Annotated in this window: 18 protein-coding genes; 1 reads left to right on the top strand and 17 read right to left on the bottom strand. The window is 46.3% G+C overall.

From position 1 onward, the window contains the following. Positions 1 to 63 precede the first annotated feature (63 nt). The 15 genes from QM657_RS12035 to QM657_RS11965 form a co-directional block, all read right to left on the bottom strand. Complete coding sequence (locus tag QM657_RS12035; protein WP_415066907.1) at positions 64 to 2,205, bottom strand: peptidoglycan D,D-transpeptidase FtsI family protein; 2,142 nt, start codon at positions 2,203 to 2,205, stop codon at positions 64 to 66. A 40-nt stretch (positions 2,206 to 2,245) separates the two neighbouring features. Further along, positions 2,246 to 2,728: a cell division protein FtsL gene (locus QM657_RS12030; RefSeq protein WP_415066906.1), complete on the bottom strand. Its 483-nt coding sequence runs from the start codon at positions 2,726 to 2,728 to the stop codon at positions 2,246 to 2,248. Positions 2,729 to 2,744: 16 nt separating this feature from the next. Beyond that, the gene (gene rsmH / locus QM657_RS12025) at positions 2,745 to 3,683 is read right to left on the bottom strand and encodes a 16S rRNA (cytosine(1402)-N(4))-methyltransferase RsmH (protein WP_415066905.1); all 939 of its coding nucleotides are present in this window, start codon (positions 3,681 to 3,683) and stop codon (positions 2,745 to 2,747) included. After that, positions 3,680 to 4,105, bottom strand: a complete 426-nt coding sequence (mraZ, locus tag QM657_RS12020) for a division/cell wall cluster transcriptional repressor MraZ (RefSeq protein ID WP_415066963.1) — start codon at positions 4,103 to 4,105, stop codon at positions 3,680 to 3,682. Before mraZ ends, rsmH begins: the two co-directional genes overlap by 4 nt. Positions 4,106 to 4,382: 277 nt before the next feature. Beyond that, positions 4,383 to 5,300, bottom strand: coding sequence for an ABC transporter permease (locus QM657_RS12015; RefSeq protein ID WP_415066962.1), 918 nt, complete (start codon positions 5,298 to 5,300; stop codon positions 4,383 to 4,385). Between the two features lie 17 nt (positions 5,301 to 5,317). Next, a complete protein-coding gene (locus tag QM657_RS12010; protein ID WP_415066904.1) occupies positions 5,318 to 6,406 on the bottom strand; it encodes an ABC transporter permease in 1,089 nt (362 codons plus the stop codon). Positions 6,407 to 6,409: 3 nt separating this feature from the next. Beyond that, positions 6,410 to 7,975: an ABC transporter ATP-binding protein gene (locus QM657_RS12005; protein WP_415066903.1), complete on the bottom strand. Its 1,566-nt coding sequence runs from the start codon at positions 7,973 to 7,975 to the stop codon at positions 6,410 to 6,412. A gap of 81 nt (positions 7,976 to 8,056) precedes the next feature. After that, on the bottom strand, positions 8,057 to 9,148 hold the full coding sequence (locus QM657_RS12000) for a BMP family protein (protein WP_415066902.1): 1,092 nt from the start codon (positions 9,146 to 9,148) through the stop codon (positions 8,057 to 8,059). 248 nt (positions 9,149 to 9,396) lie between these two features. After that, positions 9,397 to 10,134, bottom strand: a complete 738-nt coding sequence (locus QM657_RS11995; RefSeq protein WP_415066900.1) for a response regulator transcription factor — start codon at positions 10,132 to 10,134, stop codon at positions 9,397 to 9,399. Next, on the bottom strand, positions 10,112 to 11,971 hold the full coding sequence (locus QM657_RS11990; protein ID WP_415066899.1) for a cache domain-containing sensor histidine kinase: 1,860 nt from the start codon (positions 11,969 to 11,971) through the stop codon (positions 10,112 to 10,114). The genes QM657_RS11995 and QM657_RS11990 overlap by 23 nt, the downstream gene beginning before the upstream one ends. 196 nt (positions 11,972 to 12,167) lie before the next feature. Continuing rightward, positions 12,168 to 13,004, bottom strand: a complete 837-nt coding sequence (locus QM657_RS11985; protein WP_415066898.1) for a MerR family transcriptional regulator — start codon at positions 13,002 to 13,004, stop codon at positions 12,168 to 12,170. Between the two features lie 121 nt (positions 13,005 to 13,125). Beyond that, a complete protein-coding gene (locus QM657_RS11980) occupies positions 13,126 to 13,617 on the bottom strand; it encodes a GNAT family N-acetyltransferase (RefSeq protein ID WP_415066961.1) in 492 nt (163 codons plus the stop codon). A gap of 170 nt (positions 13,618 to 13,787) precedes the next feature. Then, complete coding sequence (locus QM657_RS11975; RefSeq protein WP_415066897.1) at positions 13,788 to 14,483, bottom strand: DUF2461 domain-containing protein; 696 nt, start codon at positions 14,481 to 14,483, stop codon at positions 13,788 to 13,790. A 16-nt stretch (positions 14,484 to 14,499) separates the two neighbouring features. Beyond that, entirely contained in the window at positions 14,500 to 15,342 is an 843-nt protein-coding gene (locus QM657_RS11970; RefSeq protein WP_415066896.1) for an RNA polymerase sigma factor, read from the bottom strand. Between the two features lie 104 nt (positions 15,343 to 15,446). Beyond that, positions 15,447 to 16,316: a GNAT family N-acetyltransferase gene (locus QM657_RS11965; protein WP_415066895.1), complete on the bottom strand. Its 870-nt coding sequence runs from the start codon at positions 16,314 to 16,316 to the stop codon at positions 15,447 to 15,449. Positions 16,317 to 16,507: 191 nt separating this feature from the next. Here QM657_RS11965 and QM657_RS11960 point away from each other — a divergent pair, with 191 nt between their 5' ends. Then, positions 16,508 to 16,675: a hypothetical protein gene (locus tag QM657_RS11960; protein ID WP_415066894.1), complete on the top strand. Its 168-nt coding sequence runs from the start codon at positions 16,508 to 16,510 to the stop codon at positions 16,673 to 16,675. A gap of 59 nt (positions 16,676 to 16,734) precedes the next feature. On the opposite strand, the gene QM657_RS11955 is transcribed toward QM657_RS11960, so the two are convergent. Both QM657_RS11955 and QM657_RS11950 read right to left on the bottom strand, forming a co-directional pair. Continuing rightward, positions 16,735 to 17,478: a GNAT family N-acetyltransferase gene (locus QM657_RS11955; protein ID WP_415066893.1), complete on the bottom strand. Its 744-nt coding sequence runs from the start codon at positions 17,476 to 17,478 to the stop codon at positions 16,735 to 16,737. A 506-nt stretch (positions 17,479 to 17,984) separates the two neighbouring features. Next, on the bottom strand, positions 17,985 to 24,110 hold the full coding sequence (locus QM657_RS11950; RefSeq protein ID WP_415066892.1) for a DUF4073 domain-containing protein: 6,126 nt from the start codon (positions 24,108 to 24,110) through the stop codon (positions 17,985 to 17,987). Between the last annotated feature and the right edge of the window lie 129 nt (positions 24,111 to 24,239).

The following is a 24,239-nucleotide window of genomic DNA, read 5'->3' as shown; positions in this document are numbered from 1 at the left end:
CTCCGCTGTCATCATTATTACAGTATATGAATTTGCGGACTTTTTATGAGCTTTTAGAGCAGTTTACTCATGTCCCGACTGGCTTGGAAGGGCAGCCGGCAGATTGGACCCATCGTCTTCCTCATTGCGGTTTACATACTCTTCCGATGGATTTAAATACTCCTCAGGAACCTGTTCTCCATTTTCCATAGTAGGAGCCGTACTTGGGTCTTCTTCTCCCGCTGTACTCTCTTCTCCGGGAGCGTCCTGTGTCTCGCTGGTGATTCCCTCCTGATCAGGCAGTTTTGCCTCTTCCTCGGAAGGAAGCTGGGATTGTGCATCACTGTCAGGAAACACATTTAAATAAGGAAGAATGTCTGTCATGATCTTCTGGAAAATACCGCTGGCATAAGTGCTGTGAGGCTGATCATCCACGTGAGGCTCATCAACCACCACGTATACAAGCACCTGGGGATTGTCGGAAGGAGCATAGCCTAAAAAAGAAACCAGGTAGTTGATCTTATCCCTGGGAATCTTCTCCGCAGTTCCTGTCTTTCCGGCAACTTTATATCCGGTGACCTTGGCAGCGCCTCCGGTTCCGCCCTCCACATTGACCGTTTTAAACAGGGCTTCATTGATGAATCGGGAGGTGGATTCTGATACGGTTTCCCTCACCAGTACAGGCTCCGCCTTTTTCACAACGGCTCCCTGCTCATTGAGAATCTGCTTCATCACATGAGGCTCATAATAAGAACCTCCGTTTATAACAGAAGAGTAAGCGGCAGCCATCTGAATCATGGTGCTGTTAAAGTTCTGTCCAAAGGAATTGGTTGCAAGGTCTGTGGGGCCGGCTGTTTCCGCCGTATACATAAGAGCCTTGTTATCGGCCTCTCCCGGCAGATCGATTCCTGTCTTGGAACCAAATCCAAACATCTTCTGGTATTTGTAGAATTTATCCTTTCCCATCTGCTGGGCAATCCGCATCATGACCACGTTGCAGGACTTCATAAGGCCTTCTTCCACCGTGATTAAGCCGTGGCCGTAGCGGCTGGCACAGTTGATTTTATGGCCTCCCACTTCCAGGAATTTGTTGCACTCATAAGTTTCATGGCCTGTAATGGCTCCTTCTTCCAGGGCTGCGGAAACCGTAAATATCTTTTCCGTTGACCCCGGCTCATAGCCGTCACTGATGGCGAAGTTACGCCACGTCTGATTCCACGCCACCTGGGTTCCCAGGGAAATGATCTCCTCACTGCTGTAGTGGTCCGGTACTGTTTCCGGAGTCAGAGGCTGGGCATTTTTATTCTTTCTCTTGTAATCGTCAATAGCTTCTTTGATCCCCAGTTCCCGCAGCACTTGTGCAGTGTATTCAGGCCGAAGCTCACGGGGATTGTTTAAGTCAAAGGCCTTGTCATTTGCCATGGCGAGAACTTCTCCGTTATTGGGGTCCATGACCACCACGCCTACCCGCTTGCTGCCTGTCTGCTGCTCCCATTCGCTGATGTACTTTTCCACGATTTTCTGCACATTGGCATCCATGGTGGAAACCACTGTATTTCCGTTAGAGGCAGGCTTGATCACCCGTTCCAAGTTGGAGTCGTCATTTAAATAGCCGTATTCTCTTCCGTTGGTTCCCATGAGGGTGGTATTGTAAAACTGCTCAATGCCTCCGGTTCCATCCATCCCATCCCCGTTGGCAAAGCCGATGATGTTGCAGCCCATGGAATTATAGGGGTATACTCTCTTATACTCATCCTCAAACCAGATTCCCTTGATGGCTTTGCGGCTGCTCTTTAGTTCCTTTGACTTTTCTTCTTTATACTTTTCGTAATTTTCCTTATCCGTATAGGTTAACTGCTTTGCATAGCGGACATACTGCTTATCCTTTTTCTCCTGGATCAGGTTCATGATTTCCGTCCGGTCATATCCAAAGCATTCCGTCAAGGCAGCCACCGATGGCTCTAAATAGGCTTCCGCATCTGACATGATCTGCTTGGGGTCCAGGATCAGGTTGTAGACCTTTTCGCTTGTCGCCAGATAAGTTCCGTTCCGGTCTAAAATGTCCCCCCTCCGGAAGGGAATGACCCGGCTGTCATACTCCTGCTGGGATAAAACGATCTGGTTGAAATCGTCCTTTTTCTTTGTCATCAGATTATAAAGGCTCATTACCAATGCAAACAAAGCCAGCGTAATTACCAGAACAGTAATCGCCAGCTTCTCCTGCATATAACGAGGGAATACCTTATTCTTTTTATTTCGTTTTCTGTTAATGTTTCGGGATGTCCTCATTCTGTCTTACATACTCACTTTCCGTTTTATCATAGTGAAGGATCTGATCCTTATTGGCATAGACCATACCTAGTTCCTCTGTCGCCACTTTATATACGTGGTCCAGATCAACGGAAGTATTAATACTCATTTCCAATGCATCATTTTCAGCTTTCAGCTTTTCCAGCTCTGCCTCCTTGGACTCAATAACATGAATGCTGGCCGCAATGGAAGACTGCAGGTGCAGATAATGCACGCAGAAAGCCAGAGTGATAACTACGGCAAAAGTCATTAAAACAACGTAGGGAAGATCCATCTGCAAGGCTTTTTCCTGATTTCGTCTGACCTGGTGATTGACGACAGGCCGGCGGGCTTTATCTGGTGTATGTACCGGCATGGAAGCCGGCATGGCCTTACGGACAGTATTTCCCTGTACATAAGCGGTATTTCCATAAGAACGCACATTTCTTCTTGCAGCCACTTTCTTTTCCTCCCTCTCAGTTTCGTTCAAAGACGCGAAGCTTTGAACTCTTTGCTCGTTTGTTTCCTTCTATCTCTTCTTCGTCTGGTACAATCGGTTTTCTCGTGATGACCTTTCCCTTGCTCTTCTTTCCGCAGACACAGATTGGAAAGTCCCTGGGACAGGTACATGGGTCTTCATTGGTTTTAAATCTCGTCTTTACAATCCGGTCCTCTAAGGAATGGAATGTAATAATGGAAAGCCGCCCTCCCGGATTCAGTAAATCGATCATCCCGTCAATGGAACGGCTGAGAACCTCCAGCTCCTGATTCAGTTCAATCCGGATGGCCTGAAATGTTCTCTTGGAGGGGTGTCCTCCCACTGCCCTAACCTTTGCCGGAATCGCTGCCTTAATAATCTCCGTCAGCTCCCCTGTGGTCCTTATGGGGCCGGCTTCTCTGTTTTTTACAATGTGTTTTGCAATGTTCTTTGCAAATTTATCTTCTCCGTAATCTCTTATGATCCGGTACAGATCAAATTCACTGTAGGTATTGATGATGTCGGCTGCGGTCTGTTCCTTTCTCTGGTCCATCCGCATATCCAGGGGAGCGTCATCCTCCCGGTAAGTAAATCCTCTTTCCGGCATATCAAGCTGGTAAGAGGATACTCCCAGGTCTAAGTAAATTCCGTCCACCCTTTTAATCCCTAAGTCATCTAATACCGTCTGTATGTTTTCGTAATTGCTTCTTACGATTGTTACCTTATCCTTGTAATCCTTCAACCGTTCTGCAGCAGCCTTAATGGCATCCGCATCCTGATCAATTCCGATTAATCTTCCGTGTTCTCCCAGACGTCTGCATACCTCCAGGGCATGTCCGCCGCCTCCCAGGGTGCCGTCCACATAAATTCCGTCCGGCTTTACATTCAGGCTGTCAATGGTCTCATAAAGCAGCACTGACTTGTGTTCAAACATCATATACCAAGTCCTTCCATAGCTTCCGCGATTTCTTCCATATCATCATACGTATTGGCTGCCGTCCATGCATCCTTGCTCCAGATTTCAATACGGCTTCCCACGCCTACAAGCACTGCATCTTTGTCAATGCCCGCATGTTCTCTTAAAACCGATGGAAGCAGGATTCTTCCCTGCTTGTCCACCTCGCAGGAGGAAGCTCCGGCCAGGAAGAATCTGGAAAACTTTCTGGCATTGGTGTTGGTCAGCGGCAGGCTTTTTAACTTCTCTTCCAGGGCGGTCCACTCTTTATTATCATACACAAATAGACAGCCGTCCAAGCCCTTCGTCACGACGAATTCTTCTCCAAGCTGCTCTCTGAACTTCGATGGGACAATGAGACGTCCCTTTGTATCGACTGTATGATTGTATTCACCCATGAACATATCAATCACCTGCTTGTACACCGAGGGTTTAAACCACATTCCCTCCATTTTCTACCACTTCGTACCACTTTCCACCACTTGTACCTTAATTCTAGTACATTTAGGCGGAAATAGCAAGGATAATTTCAAATAAATTTCATTTTATATGGAGTATTAGAGGCTTTGTAACAATATTTTCCATTATTCCCTAAAAATGGGTAAAAAGGCACCCTTTAACCGGTTTATATGCGATTTCCGGTCAAAGGATGCCTTCTGAATTCAGTATTTAATTTTCTGTTTAATTTTCCTTGCTGTATGCCGTTCCCAGCCTGGCCGGCACGTTGAAATTCTTTCTGGACACTGTAAGAACAATGGTCAGGATATAAGGCAGTGCGATGAATAATTCATTGGGGAAATAGCTCCCTCCACCCACCGACTGCATATAGATGGCAATGGCCTCTGTAAATCCGAATACCACTGTGCCTGCCACCGCACCCTTGGGGTTCCAGTTGCCCAAAAAACAGATGGCAAAAGCGATCCAGCCGCGGCCTCCTATCATATTGGTGGTGAACATTCCCAAATATCCCACGGAATAAAAGGCACCTGCAACGCCTCCCAGCATTCCGGCCAACAGCACCGTAAAAAAGCGGACTGCATTGACGTGAATACCTGCCACATCCACTGCCTCCGGATTTTCTCCGGTGGAACGGATGGTCAGACCCAGAGAGGTCTTAAAGAGCAGAAAATAAGAGGCAGGAATGAGTAAATATACGGCGTAAGTCAATATATTCTGCTGGAAGAAAACCGGCCCCACAACAGGAATCTTACTGAGAAGCGGAATGGCAATCTCAGGCAAAGGGCTGATTTTTAAAGGCGTAGTGGGGATTCCAAAGAGCACACGCTGGAGATAAGTGCAGACCCCGGCTGCCAGCACGTTGATGGCCGTTCCAGTCACAACCTGGTGCTGTTTTAAGAAAATGCAGACCACACCGTAAACAGCCGCTGCCGTAAGCCCGGAAGCCATGGCCGCCAAAATGCCGATCAATGGGCTTCCCGTGAGATAAGTCCCCACAAATCCGCCCCAGGCTCCCATGAGAAATATCCCTTCAATGGCCGTTACCATCATGCCGGAACGCTCTGCAATCACTTCGGCAATGGAGCCCAGCAGCAAAGGAGTGCTCATCATCAGTGCGCGTTTTAATAAGCTTACGATCATAACCATTTTCGCCCTCCTTAAGGTGAATTTGCCCTGCGGGCAGAGACAGGGTTTTGCAGCTTGCGTTTCTCTCTCCTGATTTCCATATAATGCCGGAAGAAATAGGATACGATAACGAACAGCATAACAAATCCCTGCATTAAGTCCACAATGCTGGCAGGAACATTGACCCCCGGCATACGGCCCATCAGATTACCCATAACGCCCAAGGCTCCAAATAAGATGGAGGCAAAAATGATGCCGATGGGATTGGCATTAGCCAATATGGCAATACCCAGTCCCGCAGAGCCTACGCCTGTATTAAAGTCCTGAATCAGCATATGCTGCACACCGTTGACCTCGGTAAACCCGGCCATTCCCGCCAGAGCACCGCTGATAAAAAATGCCGTCACAAAAATTCTACTGGAATTGATTCCCGACATCCTGGCCGCAGAAGCATTGCTCCCCACTGCCCTGATCCGATATCCCAAAGGTGTCTTATAAAGCAGCACCCAGATTCCGATGGCAACACAGACTGCCAGGATAAATCCCGCATGGAGTCTGGTACCCTTTATAATAGAAGGAAGCCATGCAGCTTTTGTGATGGCGTCGGTCTGGGGGTACTCCCCTTTGGACTCCTTTAAAAAGGTGCGCAGCAAATAGTTCATAATGGCAAGAGCCACATAAGTGGACATCATGCTGACCAGAAATTCATTGGCCTTATACCTGGCCTTTAAAAATCCGATCAAAGCCCCTGTAAGCCCTCCGGCCAATGCCGTTGCAAGGCAGACAAGGATCAGAAGAACGGGCCCCGGAACCTTTCCGTCAAGTCTGAGGGACAGAGAAATGGCTGCAATGGAACCCATGTAAAACTGCCCCTGGGCTCCGATGTTAAACAAGTTCGCCTTATAAGTAAAAGCAAAAGCCAATGCCGTAAAAATGAGAGGTGTTGCCTTTAAAAACACTTCTCCCATGGTATACTTATCTGTAAACATGGTTTTCAAGGAGTATACAAATACTTCTGCCGGATTGATGTCCAGCAGCAGAAGCATCAATCCGCTAAGCCCTAATCCGGCGGCAATGGCAATGGCATTTGTCACGATCATATCCCTGATTTTTGCATTCATCTGCTATGCCTCCTTTTCCTCTTTGTATCCGGCCATCAAAAGACCGATCCGCTCTGTACTCAACTGGCCGTGATCGTAAATTCCCATAAAAGTCCCTTTGTAAATGACGGCAATCCTGTCACAAAGCTGGAAAATCTCCGACAGCTCTGTGGATACCAGGAGGATTCCCTTTCCATTATGGGCCTCAGCCAGGATGTTGTTGTGAATGTTATTGATGGCTCCTAAGTCAAGGCCTCTGGTGGGCTGGTCCATGACCAGTACCTTTCCTGCATTTCCCACTTCCCTTGCCAGAATGACCTTCTGCTGATTGCCTCCTGACAAACCTCTGATCTGGGCATCAGGCCCCGGTGCCTTGATGTCAAATTCTTCAATGGCTTTCTGGGTGTCATTTTGAAGTTTTTTCTTATTTAAAAAACCGTGAGTCGTCCATTTCTTATCAAAGCTGGTCTTCAGCATCATATTTTCAGCCAGAGTCATCTCCCCTACCATCGCATCCCGGTAGCGGTCAACCGGAACATATCCGATTCCTAAGTCAATGCGCTCCCTGACAGAAGTTCCTGTAATATCATCTCCGCCTAAAAACACCTTTCCGGAAGTAATCGGAAGGGCCCCGCTGATCACCTGGCACAGCTCTTCCTGGCCGTTTCCGCTGACTCCTGCCACTCCGAAAATCTCACCTTCCATGATCTGAAAGGACAAATCGCTTAAAACCGGCGTTTCTCCTTTGCGCTGTACGGTAACGGAGGACAGTTCCAGACAGACCTTTTTTTCCTTTTCAGCCTCACCCCCCAGGGGGCCCTCTCTTTGCCCTCCGGGCAAATTCACCTTGCCTCGTTCCCGCTTTGCGACGGTCAGCTCTTTTCCCATCATCAGTCTGGCAAGAGCCACTTCATCGGTATCCTTTGCAGATAAGTCTCCGGTAAGCCGCCCGCCCCGCATGACCACGATCCGGTCTGCCACCTTCATGACTTCTTTCATTTTATGGGTGATAAAGATGACGGAATTTCCCTTGGAAACGTATTCCTTGACAAACTCCATCAGCGTGTCGGCCTCCTGAGGCGTTAAAACCGCGGTGGGCTCATCCATGATCAAAAGGCTTGTCTTTAAATACAGAGCCTTGAGGATTTCCACCTTCTGCTGCACACCCACTGCCAGGTCCCCGACTTTTGCATCCACTGGAATGTCAAAACCGTACTGCCTTGACAGCTCCTCTACCTCTTTCCTGCACTGCGCATAATCAATAACGCCTTTTACATTGCCCAGAATGATATTTTCCGTCACTGTGTGGGCAGGCACCAGGGAAAAATGCTGCTGTATCATGGAGATTCCAAGAGCCATGGCATCCTTTGGGGAAGTGATTTTCTGTTCCTTCCCATCCATGAGAATCTGCCCTTCATCAGCCCGGTAAAGGCCGTAGAGAATTTTCATGACCGTACTTTTTCCCGCCCCGTTTTCTCCTAACAGCGCCAGTACCTCTCCCCTGTTTACAGAAAAAGAAATATCCTTGTTTGCCACCACTCTGGCAAAATATTTTGATACATTCTTTAATTCAAAAAACGGTGTATCCACAAAGTACCTCCTTTTTCAAAGCAAAAAGCTGCTGCAATTAAACATTTTTCTTTTTAACTGCAGCAGCCTGACCCTTATCCCTTATTTTTCAAACAGAGCCTGTAAATCAACTTTTCCTTCTTTAAATTCCTCAATTCCCTTGTCAACTGCATCTCTTATTTCCTGAGAAATGTGATCCGTATATACGGGTACAAAAATATCCTCGCTGATACCTGCCTCATGAACCCTGTTTCCGGCAAGTCCGCCTTCCATATAAAGGCCTAAAGCCCAGGTGTAGAAATTGGTAAAATCAAAGTTAACGGAAGCCACTACCGTGTCAGGATCAATGGTGGTCTGGTCGCTGGAAAAGCCGATGAACTTAGCGCCCTTTGCCTTGGCTGCTTCAATGCTTCCAAGCCCAACCTCGTTGGCGTATACGAATAAGGTGTCCGCTCCATTGTCAATCATCTGCTCTGCCATCTGCTTTCCAAGGGCAACGTCATTCCAGCTATTGGCATAAGCTCTCGTAGCCTTTGCACCGGAAATGCCCCGGCTCGCTGCAATGTCAACAGAATTCTTCTCATATACATCCATCAGATGCTCCATTGGCTCATTGGGGAATCCGCCGATGGTGGCGAAGTTTCCGTTTTCCGTCACATTTCCTGCGATGATGGAAGCGATATAACTGGCTTCATACTCTTTGGGGAAAATGGGAGCCACATTGTCTCCGTCATACTTGGAACCGTTTACCACGCAAAATGTGGTATCAGTGTAATTGGGGGCAACTGCCGCCACTGCCTCATCAAACTGGGAGCCCGCTGCCATCACCAGATCATAGCCCCGTTCTGCATACTCCCGGAAGGTTGATTCATAGTCGGAAGCCTGTACATTTTCCACGTATTCCATCTTGGTTCCCAGGTTCTCGTTGCAAGCAACAAGTCCTGCATAGTTTGTGGCATTCCAGCTCTGGTCATTGATGGGGCCTGGAAGGATCAGGACGATCTTATAATCCGCCGCGCTCTTTTTGTCTGCCGCCGCCTTTGTTTCTGCGGCCGCTTTGGTTCCTGCCTCTGCCTTTGTCTCTGCGCTCGTTCCTGCTGTAGTCTCTGCCTGCTTTGAAGAACCGCAGCCGCTTAATACGAGAGCCGCCGCCATTGCCGCTGCAATGAGTGATGTGCCAAACCTTTTCTTCATGAATAAATTCCTCCTCTTTTGGTTTACCTTCATTAATATCTGACACTTGCTTTTGATTGGTACGGTTCACCGACGTTTCCCAATCTTTGTATCAATAGATTATCATTCTTTCACATTCATCACAATTCTATCAGATTACTATTTATTCCAAAATATTATGTTCTTTGTGATTATGTATAAATAAAATAAAGACAGGAGATGATTTTTCGTCATTTTTCCTGCCTTTTGCAAAATAATATAAAGCCGGTCTACCGCCTGTTCCGGTACTCCAGAGGTGTCATCCCATACGCCTTTTTAAAGGCACTGCTAAAATATTTCGCCTCCTTATAGCCCACCATTTCCGCTACCTCCCCCACCCGGTATTCCACATGGTTTAAATATGTCTTCGCCTTTTGCATCCGGTATTCCGTCACGTATTCCATGAGATTTTTTCCCGTATGGCGCTTAAAGAGCTCGCATAGATAATTGGGGGACAGATGAAGCTCCTCCGCCATATCCTTTAAGGTAATTCTGCCCCCGTAATGGACTTCAATGTATTGAATGGCTTTCACCACCAGCAGATTTCCCACCTCATTTTCTCCGTCAGGCCTCTCATCAGAGCCTGTTTCCGCAGCTTTTGGAATCAGCTCCCGCTCCATTTCCTTTAACAGGGAAAGAAGCTCCCTTGGGTCAGTGGGCTTTAATAAATATCTGGTCACTCCCAGTTCAATGGCTTTCTGGGCATAGGAGAAATTGCTGTATCCGCTGAGGATAATGATTCGGATATTTAAACTCCTCTCCCGTATCTGGCGGATCAAATCCAGGCCCGATACCTCCGGCATCTTTATATCCGTAATGATCACATCAGCTTCCAGTTCATAAAGGTCTTTTAAGGCGGAAGGAGCATCTTCGTACACTCCAACCACCTGCCAGCCTTCCTGTCCGCTTAACAGTTTAAAAAGTCCTTTTCTGATCTTCGGCTCATCATCCACGATCATCAGTTTCATCTTTTAAACCCTCTCCCTTCTCGTCTGTAAACTGAGGCTGTCTTAAGGTGAATTTGTCCCCAGGAGAAAGAGAGGACTCCCTGGGAGGTTTGGGAATTCGCAGGCGCACCAGAGTCCCTTTCCCGTATTGGCTTTCTATGGAAACTCCGTACTGCTCCCCGTAGTGGAGGCGGATTCTCCGGTCCACATTTCTGAGTCCTATTCCCGTATGCCCTTCCTTTTCTGTGTCAGGCACTTCATCCTTTAAATGCTTAAGCTGGTCCTCAGTCATGCCGATTCCATTGTCTTCTACGGAAATAACCATGGTTTCCCCCTGATCCTCTATGCAGATGCGTACTGTTCCTTTTTTATTTCGCGGCTCAATTCCATGGGTTATGGCATTTTCTATAATGGGCTGGAGAATCAGTTTAGGAACCTTTTCTTCCATTAGACTTTCCTGGGACTCTACAGAATATTCCAGCCTGTCTTCCAGGCGGTTTTTCTGGATTTTCAAATAACAGAGCACGTATTCCACTTCCCTTTTAAGAGGAACGAAAGCATTTTCATCCTCTATGCTGTAACGCATTAATTCTCCCAGGGAAATGACGATATCGCTGATATCATATTCTTCCCGGTCAATCAGCATCCAGTTGACCGAATCCAGGGTGTTATAAAGAAAATGAGGATTGATCTGGGCCTGGAGAGCCTGAATCTCCGCATTCTTCTGTGCAATTTTTTCCTGGTAAACCTGTTTGATGAGAGTGTTGATCTCATCTAACATGTAGTTGAAAGATTCCGTCAGCTTTCCAATTTCATCTTTCCTGTTCCCCGGCACTCTGACAGCAAAATCTCCTTTCTGCACCTGCCCCATTGCCATGGAAAGCCGCTTGATCGGCCTTGCCATGGCGTAAACCAAAAGGGCAATGACGACAGCACTTCCAAAAGCGCTTCCAAGGACCACCAGCCATATGGAACTGTTCAAGGCCCGCGCCTGAGGAAACAATCCTTCTATAGGAATGACAGAGTAAGACCTCCAGCCTGTAATTCCGTTATACTGTCCGCAGACATAATACTGTTTTCCATTCCATTCCAATTCAAAACGGCGGTTTCCCCCTTTAAAACGCTGGTCAATTTCGTCCTGCCACTGGTTGTTCACCTTGGGATTGCTGCAGATCACATGACCTTTCTGATCTGCGATGAATAAGTATTGATATTGAAACAACCCCTGGTTCCCCAAAAGCAGGTTGCTGAACATGTCCGGGTCCAGTTCCATGATCACGATTCCCAGATTCTTTTCCCCGTCCCCACTCGGAACTGCCCGTATTACAGTAACCGCCTGATCCTCTTCTTCCGGCTGGGAAAACAACTTGGGCATAATGCCTGTCCACACCGCTTTATTGTTTCTGCTCCCCATGGCAGAATAATAGGTGCCCAGAACCTGTTCTGAAACTGCTTTTGGAACGGATTCTTTAAGCCCAACTGTCGTATACATCACCTGGGAAGCATTAATGATGGAAATATCAATGTCCTCTCCAACGGAGCGGATAATGCTTTTGCAGTAATCGTCAAGATAAGCCCGCGTGACGCCCCCATCCTCCTGGTCCCAGCCGGGAATACAGGCATTCTGAACGAGCTGGCTCTCAGACGCATTGTCGAGTATTTCCATGATATAGCGGACCTTTACGTTGATGTTAATATCAATGCGGTTAATGGTATCCGACATTTCCTGCTTTTTATTCTTCACAACAATGGCTTTGCTGTGGGAAAAAGAGAGGCTCCCAATAATAGCCCCTTCAATCATGGCTGCCACGATGAACACCAGCGTCAGCTTCATTTGAAACGACAAATGCTTTGTCAAAGGGTTCTCCTCCTCCCGTTTTTTTCTGTTTCTGTTTATACAAAAATAGTGTTCCCATACTTTTTATCCGTTACAGGAAACGTGCTTATTTTTCAAATTATACCATGCATATAACGGCTTTACCACATATTTTGCGAAACCTGTCTGTATTCAAAAAGCCGGAGATTCCTCCCCGGCTTGTGCTCGCTTTTTCTGACTATGATTTTGATGAATCTTCACCTTTCTTTACCGGATAGCACACCTCTGTCACGTATTCATCCGGATTCTGGGTTTCATGAGGGCTCACATGATAGATGAGGAAAGAAAGCCCTGCAAATTCATATCCATTATCCTGAATCCACTTGGCAACCGCCTCATTGACCTGCCCGACCTGCTCATAACTTCCTTTATAAACAGCGCTGGCAATTTCTACAGAGGGTATTGTTTTAAATTTCACATGCTCCGTATCCTCATATGTGCCAACAACCGATTTCTGAACCTCCACATCCACATCCTGCTCCTTGTATTCTCTGTCATGAAAAACTGCCAGTGTGTAGCAGGGGGACCCATCCTGCATATGAAGGGGCGCTGTTTCCTCCATCAGAATTCCCCACAGCATTCCTTCGTCTGCGTAAGAGGGGATCACCTTTCTCACACTTGCTGCATACCGCTTCGGCAGAGTCTTTAAGCTAACGTCATATCCCATGATATTCCCATCCTTTCTCAGCCATTCAATGGCATTGTCAAGAAGGCGTATCCTCTGATGAAGCACCTGCTCCTCGTCTTCCATTTCCTGTCTTTTGATCACAAGAAACTTCTCCATTTCCCTGGCATCTTCATATTTATCAAGGATTTCCCTGATAACAGAGAGCCCAAAGCCCAAGTCTTTTAACGCCTGAATTCTTCCGGCTAAGGGAAGCTGCCCTTCGCTGTAATGCCGGTATCCGGTCATATGGTCGACAGCAGCGGGATGGAGGATTCCGATTTCATCATAATGCCGCAGCATACGGATGCTGATTCTTGACAACTTTGAAAAATCTCCTATTTTTAACATTGGTTTCACCTCACATATATGTGTATTTCTGAGCTCAATTTCACTTTAAAGCATACCACAGTGTGAGAGTCAATCCCTCTGCCGTATATTTTTCAAATTTTATTTCGGAGGAAATGCATCATTACAGCGTATGATAATGAGGAATAATGTCCTGATAGGTTCCGTCCTTCATGAGAAAGCCTCCGGGAATGACACCGAGCTGAACGAATCCCAGCTTTTTGTACAGGCGCAGAGCTGCCGTATTGGTGCTTACCACTGCATTAAACTGCAATATCCCAAAGCCAATTTCTTTTCCCTTTTCCAGACAATGCAAAACCAGTATTTCGCCTATTCTCTTTCCTCTCTGGCCGCTTTTTACCGCATAGCTGGCATTTGAAATATGGCCGCATCTTCCCACATTATTGGGGTGCAGGATATACAGACCCACAATGGTATCCGTCTCTTCTTCAACCGCAACACCGGTAAATGACTGGCTTTCAAAAAACTCCAGGCCCGTTTCCTCATCTAAAAACTCTGTCTGAGGAAAGGCGACTCCTTCTTCAACTACCTCATTCCAAATGGCAATCATATCCTTAATATCCTTGTTTGTAAACTGTCTGACTGTAATTCCCATAACCAGCTTCATTCCTTTCGTTTGGCCCAGGCACAAAACATTATAACACCGGTTTGTCTGAGCGATTTATTCTCTTATAGCAGTAAAATACTTCTAAACGGATTATATCACATACCAAAGGAGGCAGAAAACCGTAATATAAAAATTTACCAGAATTTCTCTCGATCGAATCAGGCAGGCCCTTTCCTTTCCGGCATCTGAAAACCCTTAAGCCCGCGATTTAAGAAATTATTAAAAGGCTCCATCAGAGTAAAAATCTTTACTGCTTCACATATAAATTTATCAGCATCTAAAACCACACAATCCGGTATAGGATATTCTAAATACCAGCTTTTATTTTTCAGATATTCAGCCTGGACATGGTTCGCATCATAGCCTGACGGTACATTTTTTAATGCTTCCCCCATCACGGTAAAGTGTTTTGTGAATTCGGGGGCAGTAATTATTTCTTCAAACTCTCCACCATTTCGGGATATGTGATCCCGAATCATGGTTGTCGCTGTTTTGAACATCGGTGCAAACAAACCGCAGCCTAAAAAAGAGCGGTTATCGGGTCTGAGGAAAACAAAATATCCCACAGGTATGGGCACTCTTCCCGCTGATGATATATGCGCTCTGAAAGCGGGATTATAGGGTGATTTGTCTTTGCCAAACCGGGTGTCCCGATTGAGCTTAAATATTAAGTCTCTGGCTTCTAAATAAGCGATAGAATGGTCGACTTCTGCAACGCATAAAATCAATTCTTGAACAAGCTGAATAAAAATATCTCTTGAAATCTGATATTCCTTTTTATTCTGCGCCATCCATTCAAAAGAATTATTTTTCTCCAGATCCGAAAGGAATTTCATCATTTTTTCAATGTCCATGTAAGACCTCCGTATTTTAGAAATCCTGTATCGCCTTCATGGAAGGCGATTTTAACAATTGGCTGATAAACTCTTTTGCAGACACAGGAGACTGATAATCGGGCAGATCAGAAAAAATCATAGCACTTTCATCAAGAGCCTCCATATTTTCCATATAGCTTATTAAAGCTTCCTCATCATACTTTTTCAGCCTGCTGTACTCTAAACTTTCAGGATTAAGGCGGTTATGCTGAATTGCATATCCAATCCGGCGGTCACACGAACAGATTCCCGTCTCTGTTAATCCGCAATAGCTGGATAAAAACTCCGCCATTTTACGTCTGATCCGGCATAGCTTTTGTCTGTAATTTTCCGGCGTCATATGTAAGATTTCTCCTGCGACCCGGCTGTCAATTTTGAACATTGTACCAAGAACAAAAATACAGCGGCTTTGCGGGTCAAGGCATTGCAGCATAACGTTCGTGCATGACAACTTAAGTTCCAGAGCCAAATCCTCTCTGCTTACGCCCATAAGCAGCTCATCCGCATTTTCTACGGTGCCGGCTTCTATATCTTTTCCATAGTATTCAAAGCTCAGAGGGCGATGGGAAAACATGGATTTCTTATAGTTTATCAGATAATTAACAGCTATACGGTATACCCATGTTGTAAATTTGCTCTCTCTGCGAAAAGTGGATAGATTTGTCATCACTTTAATCAGTATTTCCTGGGTTGCATCCTCCGCATCACTGACCGTTCCCAGCATTCGCAAAGAAAGATTAAACACAAAATCCTGAATCCCTGCAAGCAACTCTTCCAAAGCAGCACCATTTCCACCGGCTGCAGGATCAATTAATTCATTTACCTTTGACAATTCCAATATTTCGTCCCCCTTGTCCTTTTACTATATTGGACAACATCTCTCTGCCTTTGTGACAGATTCTGAAAAATATTTTTTAATGCCCCGGATTTTTACCATTCTGATCAGGTATGAAAGATTTCCGGAAATATCAGCTCTTGGCCTTCAAAGATATTTTCTTTGCTTTTTAATACAAACAAAGCGTTATCGCTGTCATCCACCGGCTTGATTTTATAACTCAGGCCATCTTTTGGCGTAAATCCCAAAATCACTTCATTTATGCCCTCCGGGGCCGCCAAACGGATCATATCATTCAGATTTTTACCGCCATCGCAAAAAATCTCAAAACAGTGAAACACACTGCCCTCCTGTTCCCCTATGACAACAGCATCACATTGAGGTATGTAATATACGCTGTCTTTCATAAAAGAGCTGCAATAAAACATCAATACACTATAATTATTGACCACCTGTAAATTTGAAAAAGGATTGGATTTTAAATAATACTTTTTCAGCATCTCTCTGTCCTGCAGGCAGCTCATGTCCATTTTTCTTCTTAAGCCCGGTGCCTTATCAACCCTGGTGCTGTACCGGTACTGTTTCTCCCTTTTGAAACCAAATTTCGGGTAAAAATCCAAAACTCTTTTATTCGCAAAAAGAAAAATCGCATCACATTGAGTTTCCCAGTCTTTCATTATTTCATCCATAAGAAGCCTGGACAAACCCTGATTGCGATAAGAAACATCTGTCATAACAGTGCCTAGCTGTATATAATTGCATTTCTTTCCCTGCCAAATCAACTCCATTCTGTTAGCAGAAACATTTGCCACTGCTTTTTTACCATCAAAAAGCGTATAAGGCATATTCGTTTCTTCCCAGTATCCATCCTGATACCAGTTTTCAAATGACAGTTGAAAAGTTTTATCTGCAAGCTCGTTAAATGCCTTTCTCCTGGCATCATTGCGCATCACATCTTTGCATAGCTGATAATTCATTCTGACCACCCTTTTATATATTTTTTTGTAGTAACTTCTTAATTTTCAATCCTTTAAAATTCCGTCTTTTTCCATCCTGCTGTTTCCTGAAATATCTTTCATATATTCTCATATACTGTGACAAAATACCTATACTTAGCCTTAATCCTGTGATAAAATTAATTACTATACAACACTGAGAGGAGAAATCTATGAATAACTTTCTTAATCGTGAGTGGAGCTCCTGCGATTACAAGCTCATCACAATCATCGCTTTTTTATCAGGTATCATTATTGGGTTTATGTTCTCTCCAGTCAAAAAAGGAATTTACTGCGGAAACCACAACGGAAATACCCAGACTACTGAAAAAGACATTTAACATTCCCGGATTATTGACCGTTCTTACTGTAAAGGAGCGGTCATTTTCTTATCAAAATTTCAACGATCAGCCAGAATATAGGTTACATAGGGATGATCAAGGTGATATCCCAGTTTTTCAGCTAAAGCGACGGAGCGCAGATCGTGAGCATCCCAATCCGGATAAATATTTCTTTGCAGGCATTCTAATATCAGTTTAGCTCCGCATACTGTCGCAAGCCCCTTACGTCTGTATTCGGGTTTTGTATCTATCTCAATTTCAATACCGCCATTATATACTGCATAAGGTGAAGCTCCTGCCACCAGCTTTCCCTGATGTAAAATCGCTGTACCTATTGCCCTCTTTTTATAATCTGCGTAGTCACTAAACTGGGAACATAAGTCAACGGACCACTTTTCACTTTTTGCCATTTCAAAAATTTTCCGGTCAAACAGCTTTAGCTCATAACAATGATCCAATGCTTCTATATAATTATTCAGCTTTTTAACATCAAACACATCCGGCTCTTTTTTAATTGCATAGCGAAAAGTCCTGCTCACTCTGCTGCCATAAAAATCTTCTATTAACTTCTCCCAAGGCTCGTCTTTGGGGATCAGCAATTTTTCTCCACTTAAGGCATTCAGCAGTACATCATTGGGAACTCCTGCAAAAAAGCAAAAATCACCAATATCAATCAGTGCCGATGCAGGATTCTCCTCATCATCCAAAATGAGTTTTCCCATATGGCCTTGTAAACAGGACCATATCAACCCATCTTCCCAGCCGCGGAACAGTACGGCTGCTTTGTTTTTATCAATACTCATTCTATTTTCCCCCTTTACAGCTCAAGATCATATGATAATCACAAACTCTGCCGATTCGTATTTTTGTTCATACATAATAAACACGGCCCGCCTTAAAACATTTTCTGATTTCCAATTGTCATTTCCGGTTTCAGTTATGGCATCTATTATACCATAGGAAAACCCCTTTTGCAGACCAAATATTTATCTGACAGATTTCCGGGCAGAAATATAACAGGTGCTTAAAAAAACGGCTCAACCGGTTTTTCAGGCAAAGTTGCAAGAGGTTCCTGGATTTTTGGAGTAGGTTTTCTATTGGCTGCCGGAATATTTATTTTCATCGGAATTATATGGGATCAATGGGACCCCGGCTGGATTGTATTTCCTGTTACCGCTTTATTGTGTACTGCGATTACTGTGTGGAAAACTCAAGGGAACCGTAACATTTGGCGACAGTCATTTCATCAGGTGAAAAAAAGGCGATAAGGATTTGGGGTTATCCATTTCCTTACCGCTTTTTTGCTTATTTATTCTGTTTCTCTTTTCTTGCTGTTTGACAGGTAAATACCTGCTGTCATCAGAACTGCCAGCGCCAGCATCATATAGAACAGTCGGAATGTACCGTTATCTCCTGTTTTCGGAAGACCGGCTAATTCCTTATTGCCTGTTTTTGCACCTCTCGCAATCGGGTTGTTATCAGTAAAGTATAAAGTGGTAATTGCACCTGACGGTACATTTCCATCTGCTTTTACTCTAACCTGTACAGTGTGATTGCCGCTTAAATCGGGGGCATTTGCCGGATCATAGACAAGCCAGTTTCCGCCGTCGACGGAATATTCCATGGTGCTGTCAACATTCTTCAGCACATTGACCGTATCGTCAGCAATCACTCCTATGGCATCAATGGCTTTCGGAACTCCCGGCCCGCCGATATTAACGGTTCCTCTGGCTCTTACGCTTCCTGTACTGCCGCCACTGCCTGAACTACCGGAGTTTTTGCCGCCAGCAGGTTCCAGTTCTACATCGTAAAGCACAATATCCACTCCTACTGAGATCGGTCCGCTTGTATGCGTCACATACCCGTCTTTTGTCACAACCAGATAATAGTCCGTATCAGGATATACCATATAAGCATACTTTCCGCTTGCGTCACTCTTCTGGCTTGGGCTTAAATTATCATTAGGAGCGAAGCCGGGAATTGCAGGCAATGTCACCTTAGTTCCTGGGGTGATGCCCTTTGCTCTGTTTCTTGGCGTATCAGCATAATACAACGTCACTTCCGCATTTTTGATAGCCTCTTTGGTATTTTTATCCGTAATGGTTCCGTAGGGGTCAACCAATTCCTCAGAAATATTCAGCTCACCGTCTGCCTTCACATTCAGCTTCGCCTCTGCGACAACCAGTTCCTGGCCCTGTCCAACTTCACAGCGCACTTCCATGGTGTATGTCTGTTCGCTCAGGCCTGAGGCTGCAAAGGTACCGTGCACCGGGTCCAGAGGGAATGCCTTAGGCACACCGTTTTCCTTAACATAGTTTCCTGTTTCGTCTTTTAAGTAAACCTTCATCTTGCTGCTAAGCTCATTGCCCAGCTTGGAGGTCTGATTATTCGGCTGTTTAAAGAGCACAATACCCACTGCGGTAATGTCGGCAGGAATCTCTTGTCCTTCCATAACAAGGCCATTGGTATCTGCCTTTTGTGTGAAAGGAATAGGAGTAGACACTCCCCCGATCTTTACCTTCTTAAAATATGTAATAGTGTACTCTTCATCCCGGTTTACCGGATAACGGTATTCGCCGTTTTCATCGGTTTTTATTGTTACTGGTGTTCCGGTTTTTTCGTTCCGCACCGTAATTTCTGCGTTTGGTATGATCTCACCGGTGGTGTTGTCCCGCAGGATTCCAAAGAGTTCCGCAGGGGCTGCCAATACCTTTACTTCATTGGATTTCTTATAGGGAACTCCGGAAGGACTGGTGGCAGTGGTAACTGCCGTAAATGGATATTCCTTCTGAACTGTATCCACTACCTTCGGGGGAATCCAGGAATATTGGGCTTTTCCGTTGATATCTGTGATCGCAGTCCCAATCTCTGCACCGTCCTTGTCATAAAACTTAACCGTGGCATCCTTAACCGGTTTTCCATTTTCATCCACCAGAGTGGCAATCAACAGCGCAGGATGTTTTCCATCACCGGGCACCTTGGATGAATCTTTCGGCTCTCCCGGATCAGAAGCAGGTTTTGTTTTTAATTCAAGAGTACCTGGCAACTGGCGCGAATTCACAAAAGGCGCTTTTGCTGTCTGCTTTGTTTCGATTGTTCCTGTATATATCCGGGAAGACGGCTCTGTTATATAACCCTCAGAGGTATAATCATCTTCCGTAACAGTGTATACCGTATCTTTTAGGATATCTTTAATGGTGATGCTTTGTCCATCCTTAAGTTTAATCTTGTCTCCGGACTTGATGGTTCCTTTGGTGCCGTCCGACTTGTCATAAGCATAGCTGCCATCCTTACCGGCTCCATCAAATGCAATGGTATATTCAAAATCCTTACTCTTATCCGAACCACTGCCTTTCACACTATTCTCAATAAACAGATCGCCTTCCAGCATCCTTCTGTTAAGGAATTCCGCTTTGTGGTCACCATTTTTCTCAATAGTTCCGGTATATGTAAATGTCACTGGATTAGTGGTATATCCGTCCGAGGTATAGTCCTTCTGTGTAACGGTGTACTTAAGCTCCTCCAGAAGCTTCGGCAGTTGGACCGTTTGATTGTGTTTCAGGAGAATGGTATCCCCGGATTTGATTCTTCCTGTGGTGCCATCCGACTTCGTATAGGAATAGCTTGCGTCCTTACCCTCACCGGCAAAGGTAATGGTGAACTCGAAATCCTTGTCAGGCTCCGCGCCGTTTCCATCCACAGTGTTTTTGATAGTCAGCTTACCGGTGGCTGGAGTGGGCACCACATGGGGATTATTTACATCTGCTTTGACGCCATCCACCAAGACCGGACAGCCCGGTGCATCAATGACGCGCACCCAGTACACCGTAGTGGTAGGCAGCCAGGTGGTTTCATCAATATAGGTCTGCTTAAGCTGGTAAAGTCCCGGCATCTGAATGATGAAGCTGGTCTTGCCGCTGGCATCGGTGGTTTTTTCACCAATTTTAGAACCGTCTTTGTTCTCAGCAGGGGTACCGTCCGGATTAAACAGCTCGAACTTTACACCAGCCAGCGGTTTCCCATCCGGATCAACCTTCTTCAGGTACAGTATTCCGTTGTCAGCCGCATTGCCGCTTACATCACTGCTGTCCAGCACAATGCTGCTCTGGGCTGAAATCTGCGGAAGCGTGTCGTCGCCCAATAGTTCAATCTTGTTGCCGGCAGTGGCTCCCGCCGTCATTCCCTTGGATTCCGTCTGATAAACAAGCAGGTACAGTTGGTTAGGATCATCCATCTGGAATTTCAGCCTGGTGGGTGTTGTGCTGTCCCCCCACTCCACCGATACCTTGACCTCACAGTTTGTATCTTTGAGGTTCAGCGGAGCACCGTCCCGTTCCAACGTGCCGTCAGCCTTTAATTTCCCTTTATAAACAGCCAGATCTGAGGGAGCCAGGGAAAGACTTCCGTCAACATCTTTTCGTAGCTGCAGCCCCGCGCCCAATGTATCCTGCAGATAAACTCCCTGCTTCATATGGAAAGGCGGGGTGTAGTTCACCGTCCACTCCTGGACGCCGGAAACAGGTTTTCGTACCGTTTTACTCAGTGACCGGAAAGGCACAATGACCGGATGCGTCTCGGTTGCCGATTTGACGGTGTCTCCCCATTTCATGGAGAATTCGGCGGTGTTCGTCATCTTGTTGTCGCCGAGCTGATACGTCGCCAGTGCATCGTTAGTTGGCCGGGCTTTTACCAGAATCACATAAGTGCCCCCCAGCTTCGAGAAGGTGAATGTGCCGACATTGCCATTGGCAGTGAAACTGCTGACCACGTGCTTCGGATCGCCTGGTGCGATAACGGCTCCGGCATTGACATACAAAAAGTAGCCGCCATCGACTCCACCATTGGGTGGATTACACGCAAGCAGTTCGTATTTCTTTCCGGGTGCGTACTCGACAAACTCCCAGCCTGCAGGCAGCGTGTCCACCAATTGAATCTCGCTGGCAACCCGGCTTCCGCCATCCACCTTGATCGTATCGGTATTAAACCCGGCCTGGTTGATTGCCAGACGGAAGGTGACTGTTCTGGTGGCTTGGTCATACCCGTACCGGACCAGATTATCAGCAAAGTTGTTGCTTGTATACCAGTTTTGATGGTTGATGGCAGGAATGTTAAATTCCGTACCCTTCCGTCTCCAGCCATGAACCGTCACCTCCCTGCCGCTTGCATCAAGGGGTTTAGCGGCATAGAGCATTTCCTTGTTCAGCATACGAATATGTACCCCATCGCTGGCATCAGCTTGACTTACATAGCTGTCTCCGTCAAAAAACAGAGCACGGTTCCATCTTTCGCCTCCTCCGTCCTGCCGGAAGAGATGATCAGGGTTAGTCATGATGGACTCAAAGGACACTGTCCCCGCCGTCTCACCCTTAAACCCGGTGACCTTTATCAGGTCGGCCACCGCCACGCCGCCCGCAGTCAGGGTAATGACTTCCCCGGTCAGTCCAGTCGCCTTCAGCGTATCCGCACGGTATTTCCGCCATAGCTGATTGTCGTCAATCTTGCCTTTGATAGCCGCCAGCCTCGTATTAGATACCTTCGGATTCTCATCCAGACTGTTTAACACATCACGGGAACCGCCGTATATGAGCAGATCGTAAACGGTTGCATCGGGTACATCGTATTGCAATGTCAAATTTATCGTCCATCTGGTGGATGCAGCATCCCGCACCCACGTACCGCTCTTTGAAAAAGCGTGTGCGCCGATGGTGACCGTGGTGCTGGCAGTTACACCAACATCATTGTCTTGATCGATGCTGTTCGTTTGATCTAACTTCCACTTCGCCTTGGGAATGTTTGTAAACCCAGTCTGATTACCGGTCACCTTGGAGACAATGACCAGTTGGACGGGTCCGTTCGCATCCCCGATGCTGAAAACATTATCCGTAGGGTTGATCGCCCCCTTGTCAATATCATTTACTTTATAGGTGGCCGAGACAAATTCAGTTCCCGCAGGCAGCACATCCTCGATGGTCATGCCCTGCAAATCACTCCGCGGCGTGTTCGCCCGGTGGTGATTGCGTTTATTCACATCAATCGTCCAAGTAATCAGGGTGTCGTTTCCGCTCTTGCTCACCTTGCCATACTGCTGAATCCAGTCGGGGGTGAGCGCGGCCGTTACCGCCGTTGTTGTGGCCCTTTCGCTGCTGCCGTCTGTATCCAGCAGCTTTGCGGAAGTCAAAACAGACTGAGACTGGTTGGAATTTATGTTTGGATCCACCAGCCCGCCGTTCGTTCCATGGTACTCGGAATAATATTTTTCCTTTGGAATCCACGTTTTGAAGGTAATCACCGCTTTGTACTCACCGAAATCATTGGGGAAAGTATATCTCAGATTGGAACCGGTGACAGTCGGCTCTGCACCGTCGACCGATATTGGAGTTTTGTCCACCCCGTCCACAACCTCCACCTTGGAAACCTTAAAGGAATCTTCGACATAGGTTCCGGCAGTGGCAAGCGCTTCGGAGAACATTAGTCCGTTCAACGGCATCTGGATGCTGGGATCACTCGCATCGACAGCAGTCACGACCGCTTTCCATTCAATGGCTCCCTCTTTAAAAGCCGCACCGCTGATCCAGCTATAGTGGCCGGAGGGGCTGTTGCAGATCAGATTGATGCCGTATTGGGGTACCAACGCAGCATTTTGCAGCTTGTACGAATGCCTGAAAATGTCTGTGTCTATTTCCTTTCCAGGGGTTTGGTCCGCTGCCTTGGCAGTGACCCTGAGGGCAATCGTCACATCCCTCTTACCGCCGCCAAAGAAGGTGTCGTCACCGTTAAACCGAATGGTAATTGCCTCCGGGGTAAAGGTGGCGGTGGCAATTTTCAGAGAGCCAATATTGATGTCACGGGAGTTTGTCTCCGTCAGATTTATGCCTGGAAAGAAATCTTCTTTGCTCAGGATCACGGTATCACCCTTTATAATAATATCGCTGCCATCGTTGCCGGTTATGTCACCCAGTGTAGGCACCTTTATGTTTGTCAATTCAATGGTAAAATTGCTCCTGCCGTTGAGTGTCCCATTTTCAGGGATCTCAACAGCGGGACTTCCCTGTAAAATCTTCAGCGTAAAGGTATCGTTAGCGTCCTTGATCACCTGCGTTTTATCTCCGGACTCAAGAGCCTGCTGCAAATTCATTACATTTACCAGCGGCTCCTGGGGTGCTTTAGGCCCCGGCTTTTCTGCCTCGCTGGACGTTGCCTTTTCAAGCTCCTCAGCTTCCTCAGACTCCTCCGGCTCACTGGCCTCACTGGCCTCACTGGATGTAGCTGTTTTTAAACCTTCTGTCCCGCCTTCTTCCCCGTCAACCGCAATGGCAGAATCCTCTATTGTGCCTACCGCATACACTGCATCAGTAAACGGCACTGACTGTAAGGTAAGCAAAACCGCCAGGAAGAAGGAAAAAGCAGCCTTGCATATGTTTCGTTTTTGTTTCACTGTAAAATAATCCTCCGTCTCTTGAAATTTTTGTCGGCGGTAAAACCACCTGTTAAATGTTGTATTTCGTCTTTCCTTGAAACACATTGAAATAGCTTCTTTTTTCCTTTTACAAAAGCCCCCCTTTTC

The sequence above is a fragment of the Lacrimispora sp. genome (genome assembly GCF_047605665.1).
Taxonomy (GTDB): Bacteria; Bacillota; Clostridia; order Lachnospirales; family Lachnospiraceae; genus Lacrimispora.
The sequence above is the reverse complement of the archived record's forward strand: the minus strand, read 5'-3'. Positions and strand labels throughout refer to the sequence as shown.

Excerpts from the sequence above, each read along its gene's own strand:
- QM657_RS12035 (WP_415066907.1), bottom strand. The coding sequence starts at position 2,205 with ATGCAGGAGAAGCTGGCGATTACTGTTCTGGTAATTACGCTGGCTTTG.
- rsmH (WP_415066905.1), bottom strand. The coding sequence starts at position 3,683 with ATGATGTTTGAACACAAGTCAGTGCTGCTTTATGAGACCATTGACAGC.
- mraZ (WP_415066963.1), bottom strand. The coding sequence starts at position 4,105 with ATGTTCATGGGTGAATACAATCATACAGTCGATACAAAGGGACGTCTC.
- QM657_RS12015 (WP_415066962.1), bottom strand. The coding sequence starts at position 5,300 with ATGATCGTAAGCTTATTAAAACGCGCACTGATGATGAGCACTCCTTTG.
- QM657_RS12010 (WP_415066904.1), bottom strand. The coding sequence starts at position 6,406 with ATGAATGCAAAAATCAGGGATATGATCGTGACAAATGCCATTGCCATT.
- QM657_RS12000 (WP_415066902.1), bottom strand. The coding sequence starts at position 9,148 with ATGAAGAAAAGGTTTGGCACATCACTCATTGCAGCGGCAATGGCGGCG.
- QM657_RS11995 (WP_415066900.1), bottom strand. The coding sequence starts at position 10,134 with ATGAAACTGATGATCGTGGATGATGAGCCGAAGATCAGAAAAGGACTT.
- QM657_RS11985 (WP_415066898.1), bottom strand. The coding sequence starts at position 13,004 with ATGTTAAAAATAGGAGATTTTTCAAAGTTGTCAAGAATCAGCATCCGT.
- QM657_RS11980 (WP_415066961.1), bottom strand. The coding sequence starts at position 13,617 with ATGGGAATTACAGTCAGACAGTTTACAAACAAGGATATTAAGGATATG.
- QM657_RS11975 (WP_415066897.1), bottom strand. The coding sequence starts at position 14,483 with ATGGACATTGAAAAAATGATGAAATTCCTTTCGGATCTGGAGAAAAAT.
- QM657_RS11965 (WP_415066895.1), bottom strand. The coding sequence starts at position 16,316 with ATGAATTATCAGCTATGCAAAGATGTGATGCGCAATGATGCCAGGAGA.
- QM657_RS11960 (WP_415066894.1), top strand. The coding sequence starts at position 16,508 with ATGAATAACTTTCTTAATCGTGAGTGGAGCTCCTGCGATTACAAGCTC.
- QM657_RS11955 (WP_415066893.1), bottom strand. The coding sequence starts at position 17,478 with ATGAGTATTGATAAAAACAAAGCAGCCGTACTGTTCCGCGGCTGGGAA.